At 32.5% G+C, this 12,591-nt stretch carries 10 protein-coding genes and 1 pseudogene; 10 read left to right on the top strand and 1 reads right to left on the bottom strand.

What is annotated here, in order from left to right:
* The first annotated feature begins 134 nt into the window (after nucleotides 1-134).
* The 3 genes from BAU27_RS27595 to BAU27_RS27585 all read left to right on the top strand — a co-directional run bounded on the left by BAU27_RS27595 (nucleotide 135) and on the right by BAU27_RS27585 (nucleotide 2,265).
* Nucleotides 135-1,418, top strand: a complete 1,284-nt coding sequence (locus BAU27_RS27595) for an MFS transporter (RefSeq protein WP_071772645.1) — start codon at nucleotides 135-137, stop codon at nucleotides 1,416-1,418.
* Nucleotides 1,408-2,028 (top strand): Vat family streptogramin A O-acetyltransferase, encoded by a 621-nt coding sequence (locus tag BAU27_RS27590; protein ID WP_071772644.1) that lies wholly within the window; start codon nucleotides 1,408-1,410, stop codon nucleotides 2,026-2,028. Before BAU27_RS27595 ends, BAU27_RS27590 begins: the two co-directional genes overlap by 11 nt.
* A gap of 81 nt (nucleotides 2,029-2,109) precedes the next feature.
* Nucleotides 2,110-2,265, top strand: coding sequence for a DUF1540 domain-containing protein (locus BAU27_RS27585; RefSeq protein ID WP_071746091.1), 156 nt, complete (start codon nucleotides 2,110-2,112; stop codon nucleotides 2,263-2,265).
* A gap of 101 nt (nucleotides 2,266-2,366) precedes the next feature.
* Here the strand turns inward: BAU27_RS27585 and BAU27_RS27580 are convergent, their stop codons facing one another.
* Entirely contained in the window at nucleotides 2,367-2,864 is a 498-nt protein-coding gene (locus tag BAU27_RS27580) for a PadR family transcriptional regulator (RefSeq protein WP_071746090.1), read from the bottom strand.
* 140 nt (nucleotides 2,865-3,004) lie between these two features.
* Between BAU27_RS27580 and BAU27_RS27575 the strand changes: the two genes are divergently transcribed.
* The 7 genes and pseudogenes from BAU27_RS27575 to BAU27_RS27545 all read left to right on the top strand — a co-directional run bounded on the left by BAU27_RS27575 (nucleotide 3,005) and on the right by BAU27_RS27545 (nucleotide 12,572).
* Nucleotides 3,005-4,219: a cytochrome P450 gene (locus BAU27_RS27575; protein ID WP_071746089.1), complete on the top strand. Its 1,215-nt coding sequence runs from the start codon at nucleotides 3,005-3,007 to the stop codon at nucleotides 4,217-4,219.
* A 112-nt stretch (nucleotides 4,220-4,331) separates the two neighbouring features.
* Complete coding sequence (locus BAU27_RS27570) at nucleotides 4,332-4,910, top strand: cysteine dioxygenase family protein (protein ID WP_071772643.1); 579 nt, start codon at nucleotides 4,332-4,334, stop codon at nucleotides 4,908-4,910.
* A gap of 157 nt (nucleotides 4,911-5,067) precedes the next feature.
* Nucleotides 5,068-5,919, top strand: coding sequence for a Cof-type HAD-IIB family hydrolase (locus BAU27_RS27565; protein WP_071772642.1), 852 nt, complete (start codon nucleotides 5,068-5,070; stop codon nucleotides 5,917-5,919).
* Between the two features lie 479 nt (nucleotides 5,920-6,398).
* The gene (locus BAU27_RS27560) at nucleotides 6,399-8,186 is read left to right on the top strand and encodes a PAS domain-containing sensor histidine kinase (RefSeq protein ID WP_071772641.1); all 1,788 of its coding nucleotides are present in this window, start codon (nucleotides 6,399-6,401) and stop codon (nucleotides 8,184-8,186) included.
* 219 nt (nucleotides 8,187-8,405) lie between these two features.
* Entirely contained in the window at nucleotides 8,406-10,532 is a 2,127-nt protein-coding gene (locus BAU27_RS27555; RefSeq protein ID WP_071772640.1) for a peptidoglycan D,D-transpeptidase FtsI family protein, read from the top strand.
* Between the two features lie 76 nt (nucleotides 10,533-10,608).
* A pseudogene (gene lepB / locus BAU27_RS27550) lies at nucleotides 10,609-11,140 on the top strand (signal peptidase I).
* 253 nt (nucleotides 11,141-11,393) lie between these two features.
* A complete protein-coding gene (locus BAU27_RS27545) occupies nucleotides 11,394-12,572 on the top strand; it encodes a macrolide family glycosyltransferase (RefSeq protein WP_071746084.1) in 1,179 nt (392 codons plus the stop codon).
* Nucleotides 12,573-12,591: the final 19 nt, after the last annotated feature.

Raw genomic sequence — 12,591 nt, 5'->3', positions numbered from 1 at the left:
AAACGAAATATTCTTCTGAATAGGATTAGTCTGTACATGTATAGAAAAGGGATGTATTTCGCTCTGCGAATATATAGTCTTTTTATATGATTTGTGCTGCCTCCTGTTCAGAACATGAAATAGGAGGCTTTTTTATGTCGACGACTATAGAACCGAAACAAAATCATGGGGTATCACAAGTTTTAAAAAATCGGTTTGTACAGGGAATTCTTGCATCAGCATTATTTTTACAAATAGGAATATGGGTTCGAAACTTTGCGGTATTATTGTATGTTATGGAAATGACGAAAGGTGATGCTTTCGCTATATCAATGATTTCAGTTGCTGAATTCGCCCCAATTTTTATTTTTTCATTCATTGGTGGAACTTTTGCTGATAGGTGGAGGCCGAAGAGGACAATGATATGGTGTGAAACGTTAAGTGCGATTTCAGTATTCGCTGTATTAATTACTCTTATGTTTGGAACGTGGAAAATCGTGTTTTTTGTGACGCTAATCTCTGCAATCCTTTCGCAGTTTTCTCAACCATCTGGAATGAAGTTGTTTAAACAACATTTATCGACGGAACAAATTCAATTAGCAATGTCTATATATCAAACGATATTTGCAATATTTATGGTATTAGGACCAATTCTCGGAACATTTATTTTTCATAGTTTTGGAATTTATATTTCAATCGTCATAACAGGTATCGCAATTTTACTTGCGGCAGTTGTTTTGTTATTTCTTCCGAAAGATCTCGAGAATGAAAATGAGAAGAAAGAAATCACACTAATGCAGGAAATGCTGGATGGTATTAAATATGTAAAAAAGAAAAAAGCATTAACTTTGCTAGGGTTTTGTTTTATGGCAGCAGGACTAGGTATAGGTTTAATTCAGCCACTAGGCATATTTATTGTGACAGAGCAATTAGGTTTATCAAAAGAAAGCTTACAATGGTTATTAACAGTCAATGGTGCGGGAATGATTGTTGGCGGAGCTTTAGCGATGATGTTTGCGAAAAACGTTGCCCCGCAAAAAATGTTAATTGTAGGTATGCTCGGTCAGGCAATTGGAATTGGTATTATAGGCTACTCTACAAATTTATGGGTGACACTTACAGCACAACTTTTTAGTGGTTTAGCCCTACCGTGTATTCAAATAGGGATAAATACACTTATTATACAAAATAGTGATACAGATTTTATTGGTAGAGTAAATGGCATTTTAAGTCCACTATTCACCGGTTCAATGGTAGTAACGATGAGTATAGCTGGTTCATTAAAGGAGATGTTCTCATTAGGTACGATGTATGAGGGGACGGCTCTACTATTTGTTATTGGATTATTGTTTATCTTACCTATATACAATTTAAAGCCAGTAATAGCAGTAGAAAGTGAAATGAATGGTAAAGGAAGTGCTGTGCAACATGAATCCTAATCCAAATGTTAAATACCCAATTGAAGGAAATCAAAGCGTTCATTTTATAAAAAATACAATAACGAAATCTAATATACTTGTTGGTGACTATTCTTATTATGATGCAAAACATGGGGAAACATTAGAAGATCGAGTGTTATATCATTATGAATTCATCGGGGATCGTCTCGTTATTGGAAAGTTTTGTTGTATTGCATCTGGAGTTACCTTTATTATGAACGGAGCGAATCATCGAATGGATGGATTTTCGGCATATCCTTTTAATATTTTTGGGAATGGCTGGGAGAAATTCACACCGAACTTGTCTGAATTACCGTATAAAGGAGATACAGTTATAGGAAATGACGTTTGGATTGGCATGGATACAACTATTATGCCCGGAATAAAAATAGGGGATGGTGCAATAATTGCAGCTAAATCTGTTGTGACTAGAGACGTCGCACCATATACAATTGTTGGCGGAAACCCTGCAAATAAAATAAAAGAGAGATTTTCAAATGCAATAATAGAAGAATTATTGCAAATACAATGGTGGCATTTTGACATTGAGAAGATAACAGAAAATATCGATGCTATTGTACGAGGAGATATAGAATTATTAAGAAGCTAAAAAGGTAATAAAAAATGCATGGCAAAGAGTATCATACCTCCGAATTTTGTTAATGATAATAGAACAAGGAGGTGTGATACTATGGCACAAGACGTTTTATGTGAAGTAAACAACTGTAAATTTTGGGCTAACGGTAATAAATGTAGTGCAGATGCAATTTATGTAGTAAGTCATAAAGGTAAACACGCATCTACAACGGAAGAAACAGATTGCAAAACTTTCGATCCAGAAATATAAATTTTTGAAGGGTAGCCAACTCGAGGTTGCCCTTTTATTAATTATAGTATTGATAATAAATCTCATTTTCATTCATTATTTTTTACTTTTCTTGTTATTTTTTATATTTTCTTCATAAGAGATATAATCCAATGTAATTCATGTTCAATACGTGATTTAGTAAATTCAACAACTTCTGTAATAAAAGGTGAGACAACGTCAAGGGATTGGATGGCTGTAAGTTGTTCTCGAAGCACGTTTTGGCGCGTAGTCAAAATTTCTTTTCTAGCCTCGTAATCAAGTTTTTCGAAGAGCGCGATACGCACAAGGAATTCAGTATTGTTTGTCGCAATTTTTTCAGGAAACTCTCTTAGTATTTCATAAAAAATTTCTTCCCCTGTTTCAGTTATGTCGTACATATTTCGGTTTGGCTTTCCGACTTGTTTATGTATTTTTTTCGTTATAGCACCCATATTTTCGAAGCGCCGAAGAGCGGGATAAAGTGTGTTATGATTTAATTCGAAATTCTCACCTAACCGATTTTGAATATTTTTCTTTATTTCATAGCCGTATTTTGGTCCTGTCGTTAATTCAGCTAGTAGTAAAATATCAACGTACATAAAAATCCCCCTTATATATTTCTCAAGTTCTCCAATAAAAAATCTTCTTTAACATATGTTAAAATAACATATGTTAGATTATACAACTTTGAACTACCGACCTAACACTTTTATTGTAAAAGAAAAGGGAGGAAAGAACTATGGCTTCGCCTGAAAATGTGATTTTAGTTCATGAAATTTCAAAGCTGAAAACAAAAGAAGAATTGTGGAATCCGTATGAGTGGTATCAATTTATGAGGGAGAATCATCCGGTTCATTATGATGAGGAGCAGGATGTATGGAATGTTTTTTTATACGATGATGTAAATCGAGTTTTATCGGATTATCGCTTGTTTTCAAGTAGAAGGGAGCGAAGACAATTCGCAATCCCTCCTTTAGAAACTAGAATAAATATAAACGCTACTGATCCACCAGAACATCGCAATGTACGTTCTATTGTTTCTAAAGCATTTACTCCAAGAAGTTTAGAGCAATGGAAACCCCGAATACAGGCTATCGCAAATGAACTTGTACAACATATTGGAAAATATAGTGAGGTTAATATCGTTGAAGAGTTTGCTGCACCTTTACCTGTTACCGTCATATCCGATTTATTAGGAGTGCCAACAACTGACCGTAAAAAAATTAAAGCATGGTCTGATATTTTATTTATGCCGTATAGTAAAGATAAATTTAACGATTTGGATGTGGAAAAAGGAATTGCGTTAAATGAATTTAAAGCATACCTTCTTCCGATTGTCCAAGAAAAACGATATCACTTAACGGATGACATTATTTCAGATTTAATACGAGCGGAGTATGAAGAGGAAAGGTTAACTGATGAAGAAATTGTAACTTTTTCATTAGGTTTATTAGCAGCTGGTAATGAAACGACTACAAATTTAATTATTAATAGTTTTTATTGCTTTTTAGTGGATTCACCTGGAATTTATCAAGAATTAAGAGAAGAACCTAAATTAGTTGCAAAAGCGATTGAGGAAGTATTACGCTATCGCTTTCCTGTTACATTAGCTCGGAGGATTACAGAAGATACAAATATATTTGGACCTTTAATGAAAAAGGATCAGATGATTGTTGCGTGGGTTAGTGCAGCAAATTTAGATGAGAAAAAATTCTCACAAGCTTCTAAGTTTAATTTACACCGAATAGGAAATGAAAAGCATTTAACTTTTGGTAAAGGGCCTCACTTTTGTTTAGGGGCACCACTTGCACGTTTAGAAGCTGAGATTGCATTAAGTACCTTTATAAATACTTTTGAAAAAATAGAGTTAGCTCCATCTTTCAATTTAGAAAAATGTATATTGGAAAATGAACAAACCTTAAAACACTTACCTATTCACTTAAAAACTCAATAAAACGTTCAACAAGGTACATTGTATTGTACCTTGTTTTTTATTTCTCAATTGTAAAATTTTAATGTGTTTTATAGTATGGAGGTGTGTGGAAAAAGAGTAGAGGAGGGTGCTTATGTTAACGTGCAATGGGAGTAAAACGTTTCAAACATTTATTAAAGCTGTAACTGATTTAATAGATGGTGATTTATTGGAAGAACAAATCGTGTGTGAAATTGAAAAATTACTAGAAGAACTTTTAGAAAAGAAAACATGGCTTCCGTTAGATAAACAGAATGCGAATTCGACTCAATATGCACGTCACTTACTGTATGAAGATCCGTTCAAACGTTTTGAAGTATTAGCTCTCGTATGGAAAGATGGGCAGGCTACACCTTTACATGATCATGATGGCACATGGGGAGTAGAAGGTGTTTATTCAGGAAGGATAATGGTACAGAATTTTATACAAACGAAGCAACTTGGAAGTTCATTGTTTTATTTAACACATACAGGAAATCTGTATTTGGGAGAAGGAGAAACGGATAAAGTAATACCACCAGCTGATTGTCATATTCTTGAAATTAGCGAAAATGAAAACGTTATCACGATTCGTATTTACGGAAAGTGTTTAGAAAAATTTAAAGTATATACTCCAACTGAAGAAAAAAATGTGTACATGTGTGAGACAAAATATACTAGTTATAATTCATAGTTTAAAATCCAAAGCTTTGGATTTTATTTATAATTATTTCTTGACCTGAAACGCTTTTCATAAATTATAAATAAGGAGTAGCTCACGAGTACCGTATGAAAACGATACCTTTTATTTAATTAGAACTCGTGTATTTATAGAAAGTGGTGAAGAAATAATGAGGTTAATCGCAATTGATTTAGATGGAACTCTTCTTTCGGGAAATAAAATGATTAGTAAAGAAAATGCAGAAGCAATTCGAAAATGTCAGGAAGCTGGCCATGTTGTAGCAATTTGTACAGGACGTTCTATGGTGGATATTGAACGACTATTGTTAGAAGTTGATTTAGAGTGTCCGATTATTGCGGAAAATGGTGCACTTATATATAAAGATAAAAAAATGATGAAGAGATATCCGATTCAAAATATGCAAGCACTTGAGATTGTAGAATATCTTGAAGAGAATGGCTTGTATTATCAACTTTATACTGATAAAGGTGTGTATGTACCGGATTATGGAGTAGAGAGTGTACGTAATGAAATTGAGTATGTGAAGAATTCAAAAGAAAATTTCGACTTGAAAGAGTTAGAAACAATCGCAGCCTTATACCTTGAGCATACAGCGTTTCATAGTGCGAAAAGTTGTAAACCAATTGTAGAAATGGATATACATGTGCATAAACTTTTACCGTTTTCTTATGACATAGAGAAATTAAAAAAATTAAAAGAAACGTTTCTGCATAATACCGATTTAGCAATTACATCTTCATATTGGCATAATTTAGAGATTAATCATCGAGATGCTCAAAAAGGAAATGGATTATATACTTTAGCAAAACATCTTAATATTCCAGTTGAAAATACTGTAGCAATAGGTGATGGACTTAACGATGTTTCAATGATGGAAAAAGCAAATGTATCAATTGCGATGGGAAACGCAGTAGATGAAATAAAGGCAATTTGTCAGTACGAGACGTTATCAAATGAAGAACATGGTGTTGCACATGCTTTATATAAATTTGTAATGTAATAAAAAGAAAAAAAGAATCCAAGTAGGATTCTTTTTTTCTTTTTATTAGGGGTAAGGTATTCTATGATATTCATAGAAGCCTTATTACACTCCATTATATAGAATATATTGGAATAAATGTTTATAATTTTCATATTAATTGTGAAAATTTTATGAACTTTACTTTTATTGTGTTTTAATACCGCTACTAGTGGCGCGTAAGACTCACATATGAAAACTTGGTGGACGTAAGGAGGTTAAGTGAGGTTCGCACTGTTTATATAATCACGATTCGTGTGGCTAATAATGTATGAGGGATAAATAACACTTATTGATTTAAGTTTCACTTCATACGTATATAATTTTCTGTTTTTAATTGAAAAATAGAATTTGTTTGAATAATTATTCTACAGCTATATACCTATGCACACTTTCTTCGTATAATGGAGAAGTATGAATTTTAAATTTGTATAAATTTTACATATAGAGGTGAAAAAGGGATGAATGCGCGGCTAATGGAACTTATTGATGTGAGTACAATAGAAACCATGGCAGAACAATTTTATAATTTAACCAACATATCACATCAACTTCTTGATGCTGAAAACGAATGTATATTTTCATTTGGAATTAATGAAATGAAAGTATGTAAACTTCCCAAAATTGAAATCCCCATTTTCTTATACAATCAATATTTAGGGTCTTTTGCTGTATGGTCCGAAAAAAGCGAAATCTTCCATTGTAAAAAATATTTCGAAATGCTTTCTAACCTCATTATAGACGGGGGAAAAAAAGTATTTCAAACCCAAAATACATCGTTACTTTCTCGAAAAGAGGAAGAATTACATACGATCTTACAAAATATGCCCGTTATGGTTGATGCGCTTGACTACAATGGAGATTTTGTTTTGTGGAATCGAGAATGTGAGATTGTAACAGGCTATACTTCTGAAGAAATAATTGGGAATCCAGACGCACTTCGATTACTGTATCCTGACCATAATTATCGCAATCAAATACAAAATAAATTTTTGACTTGCGGAAAAAATTTTAGAGATTGGGAAATGCATTTAACATGTAAAAATGGAGAAATCAAAACGATAATGTGGTCCAATATATCAGAGCAGTTTCCTGTAAAAGGATTTAGTTACTGGGCTGTTGGTGTAGATATTACACATTTAAAAGCGATAGAAGAGCAATTAATACAACAAACTTCTGAATTAGAATTAATTTTTAAAGCTTTACCAGATTTATGTTTTTTAACAGAAGATGATGGGACAATTATAGATTATAAAGCAGGATCTCCTACAAAATTTTACGTACCCGCAGAAGCTTTTATGGGAAAGAAGTTTTACGAAATATTACCATCTGCAGTAGCGCAGCAATTTCAAGAAGCAATTCGCCAATTGAAAGAAGAAGGAAAGAATGTAATTGTAGAATATCCTCTAACACTTAATGGAAGTATCGATTTCTTTGAAGCTAGATGTTTACCATTATTACAAGATAAAATTATGATTATTGTACGTGATATTACAGAGCGGAAAAAGGCAGAAGAATTGCTAAATAAATCAGATACACTTGCGGCAATTGGTCAATTAGCAGCCGGTGTAGCTCATGAAGTGAGAAACCCATTAACTGTAATTAAAGGATTTATACAGTTATTCCAAATTAATAAAGAAGATCAAGAAAAATATTTTGACCTTATGCTTTCCGAAATAGAAAGAATAGAAGCAATCCTCCAAGAGTTTTTGTCGATTGCTAAAACTGATGAAATAAATACAGAAAAGAAAAATATTTATCAAATTTTTAAAAATGTCGTATCACTAATTAATACAAAAGCAATCATGACAAATATTCAAGTTGAACTATTTACAGATTCCAAAGAGATAATCATTGAATGCTCAGAAAATCAATTGAAACAAGTATTTATTAATATTTTGCAAAATTCAATTGAAGCAATGCTAGATGATGGGAAAATTTCAATCCATATAAAAGAAATACATAAAAATGGTGTCATTATTAGTGTAATAGATGAAGGAATAGGAATACCTGAAGAAAGAATTAAAAGATTAGGTGAACCTTTTTATAGTACGAAAGAAAAGGGTACCGGTATTGGATTGATGTTAAGTTATAAAATTATTGAAAGTCATCAAGGAACAATAAGTATAATGAGTGAGGTTGGCGTCGGGACAACTGTAACTATTTACTTGCCGAAAATTCAGAGTAAACAATCTCTATCAAATTGTGATGATAGATGTATTTCAATACGTTCTAATATTAACTCCTAAAATACTTAATACCCAAGAACAAAGCTAAGCTTTTGTTCTTGGGTATTTTTATATTTAATTTAGTAAACTTTACTTTTTCTTTATATTTGTTTTAATTTCTATTAAGTTTTAAACGTTATATTAATATACGTACAAAGTAATGTGTGGAAATTGTACATTACTTTTAATATAGAGAGCTAAAAAATATTAAAAATGTTGTAAGGAGGAGATTATGACAGGGTGAAAAAGAAAGAGAAAAAGAGTGGTAGAGCACTACCTATACGGTTAAATATTTTATTCTTTTGCGTATTTTTATTATTTTCTGGAATTATAATCCAGTTAGGTAAAGTACAAATTTTCGATGGAGAAACATACAAGAATGAAGTAGAAAAAAGAGAGAATGCAACTGTTAGTCTTACAGTACCACGCGGCAAAATTTATGACCGTGAAGGGAATTCAGTGGTGGACAATAAGTCTTTACGTACGATTACATATACAAAGGTGAAAGGTGTAAAATCGGAAGAAATGCTAAAAACTGCAAGACAACTTGCAGAAATAATTGAAATGCCGCAAGAAGATATAGATAAGTTAACCGAGACGGATAAGAAAGATTTTTGGATGCAGTTAAATCCAAAACTTACTCAAGATTTAGTATCTAAAAAAGAAATAGATAAGTTTAGAGTAAAGGATATTAACGGAAAAGAGTTAGACAAAAAAATAGAAGAGTTAAAAAGAAAGCGAGTTACAGAAAAAAATCTTCAAGAATTAACAGCAAAAGACATAGAAGTGTTAGCTATTAAAAGTAAAATGACTTCAGGTTATCAAATGGTACCTCAAATTATAAAAAAAGATGTTAGTGAAAAGGAATATGCTGTGGTTAGCGAAAATTTAGCAAATCTCCCTGGGGTTGACGCATCAGTTGATTGGGAACGGCTCTATGTAAATGATGGCTTATTCCGTTCAGTCCTTGGAAATGTTTCGAATGCTGATGAGGGATTACCACGTGAACGATTAGATTATTATTTAGTGCGGGAGTATAGCCGGAATGACCGGGTCGGGAAAAGTTACATCGAACAGCAATACGAAGATGTACTTCATGGCACGAAAGAAAAAGTAAGAAGTATTGCTGATAAACAAGGTAATACAATTAGAACGGAGACAGTTTCTGAAGGGAAAAGCGGCAAGAATTTAACGTTAACAATTGATATGGAATTACAGAAAAAAGTAGAAGAGAGTATAGAAAAAATATTAAAGGCATATAAAGGTTCAGAATCAATGTTAGACCGTGCTTTCGTTGTAATGATGAATCCGAAAAACGGCCAAGTATTATCGATGGCTGGGAAAAGACTTGTAGAAAAAGATGGGAAAATGGAAGTAGAAGATTACGCTTTAGGTACGCTGACAAGTTCATACGAGCTTGGATCAACTGTTAAAGGTGCTACAGTATTAACCGGATTTGAAACAAAAGCTATAACACCGGGAACACATTTTTATGATGCACCTATGAAGTTTAAAGGAACTAAGGAGAAAAAGTCATGGAAAGATTTTGGAGATATAGATGACCTAAGAGCTTTACAAGTTTCCTCTAACGTTTATATGTTTAACACAGCATTAAAAATTGCTGGTGTGGATTATGTAAAGAACAGTTCACTAGATATTAAACAAGAATACTTTGATAAGATGAGATATTATTTCAGACAATTTGGTTTAGGTGTTCCAACAGGTATTGATTTACCGAATGAAACAGCGGGGCAAATTGGGAGAAAAGATAATCAGCCAGGTTTCTTATTAGACTTTTCTATTGGTCAGTATGATACGTATACACCACTTCAGCTTGCACAATATATTTCAACTATTGCAAATGGCGGGTATCGTATGAAACCACAAATTCTTCAAGAAATTAGAGAACAAACCGTTCAAAAAGATGAGGTCGGTAAAGTAGTACAATCAATAGAACCCGTTGTTTTAAATAGAATTGATATGAAAGAAGAATATATCAATCAAGTAAAAGAAGGCTTTAGGAAAGTATTCCAAGAAGGGGATGGAACGGGAGTAAGGGCGTTCCAAAAAGCACCCTATAAACCAGCTGGAAAAACAGGAACTGCACAGACTGTATACGGTGGAGAAAGTGATATTGGGAGAAATGAGAAAGGCAATCGTAGAGAATGCTATAATTTAACATTAGCAGGATATGCGCCATATGATGATCCAGAAGTAGCATTTTCCGTTGTAGTACCATGGGTTATAAATGATAAGTCTGGTATTAACTCTGATATTGGAAAAGAAGTTTTAGATGCTTATTTTGATTTAAAAAATAAGCGATTAACTGGCGAAGCACCAAAAATAGATGACTCTAAGGAGAATTAAAATATACGAAACGTCTCTGGCATTTATATGAACTAGAGACGTTTTTACATACGAATAGATTAGAAATGAGGTATATATGAAGCAATTGATTCTAAAAGATTGGAGAAAAATATGTAGGTATATTTTAATTATAATAGGAATTATTATTTATTAATAAGTCATTTTTATTTTGTGTGGTAGAAGGAATTTCGATGCAACCTACTTTGAATGAAAATAATCGCATACTAGTTAATAAGGCTAGTGCTTATTTTTCTTCTTTTCATCATGGTGATGTTGTAATAATAAAAAAAGAAGACGAGCCTACATACTACGTGAAACGAATTATTGGATTACCAGGGGATAACATACAATTAAGAAACGATGTGGTATATATTAACGGTAAAAAGCGAGATGAGTTGTATATACAGTTAGATATGTCACAAGTATCAAATCATTTTTCAAACTTTAGAGAAATGAAAGTTCCCTCGCATAAATTATTTGTATTAGGTGATAATCGAAATCATAGTAAAGATAGTAGGAATACACTTGGACTTATCGATGAGTCACATGTAATAGGTAAAGTGAAAATGGTATATTATCCATTTGATCAAATAAAATGGTTAAAATAATTCTATTAACTATTCACGTTTTATAAAATAATTCATATATTGATAGCATAGGACAAGCAGAAAAGCTTATCCTAACCTCAGAGAACACTCCTTATCACAGTTAGGCATCTACTTATGTAGATGCCTTTTCCGATGACTGATAATTATTTATCAACCTAAAGTAGTAAGCATATTGGGACTATTAGAGGAAGATTGCTTGTATTAATAACAGTACGATTAATAAGAACATTGAATTGTAAGGAGTGAGAAATACGTGTTGAATATTTTAATAATTAATTTTCCTGCAGAGGGACATGTAAATCCTACATTAAGTTTAGTAAAGGCCTTTACTGAAAGAGGAGATAACGTACACTATATTACAACGGAAAACTTTAAGGAAAGGCTTGAAGTTTTGGGGGCTATTGTACATACTCATCCGGATTTATTAAAGGAGATTTCTATTGATAATGAAACTTCATATGGATTAAAATCTTTCTTTCATGTACATGTTCAAACTTCTTTATATATATTAGAAATTACGAAAGAATTATGTAAAAGCATAAATTTTGATTTCGTAGTTTATGATATATTTGGTGCCGGAGAGTTAGTAAAGGAATATTTACAAGTTCCAGGCATAGTTTCCTCTCCTATATTTTTAATTCCACCAGAATTATTGGAAACCTTGCCTTTTCATCCAAATGCAGAAATACAATTCCAACCCGATGAACTCTCTGAAAAGTTACTGTATCAAATGGAACATGAATTTGGAGTAAAGCCCAAAAATAATCTTCAATTTATGCATAATAAGGGAGATATTAGTCTCGTGTATACAAGTCGTTATTTTCAGCCTAATAGCGATTCGTTCGGAGAAAACAATGTTTTTATTGGACCGAGTATTATAAAGCGCAAAACAAATGCAAAGTTTCCACTTGAATTGCTTTCAAAAAAGAAAGTTATTTATATTTCAATGGGAACACTTCTTGAAGGGCTCGAACCATTTTTTAATACTTGTATTGATGCTTTTTCAAATTTCGAAGGGATTGTAGTAATGGCGATCGGTGATAGAAATGATATTTCAAAAATTAAGCAAGCGCCAGACAACTTTATTATAGCCCCTTACGTACCTCAATCAGAAATATTAAGTGAAGCAGATGTTTTTATTACACATGGTGGAATGAATAGTGTGCACGATGCAATTTATTACAATGTCCCATTTGTGATAATACCGCATGATAAAGATCAACCTATGATAGCGCAAAGATTAACTGAGCTTGAGGCAGCACATAGATTATTGAAAGAGCATGTTAATGTGCAAACTTTAAAAGAGGCGGTAACAGACGTTCTTTCAAATAAAAAGTATAGACATGGCATTCGAAAACTGAATGAAAGTTTTTTAGAGTGTGGTGGTTCCAAAAGAGCCATTGCAGTTATTGATGCTCTTTTAAATAAATAGTTCGGACAATATAAAAGCA

Source organism: Bacillus sp. NH11B, assembly GCF_001884205.1.
GTDB classification, from domain to species: domain Bacteria; phylum Bacillota; class Bacilli; order Bacillales; family Bacillaceae_G; genus Bacillus_A; species Bacillus_A proteolyticus.
This window is presented reverse-complemented; position numbering and strand designations above follow the sequence as displayed.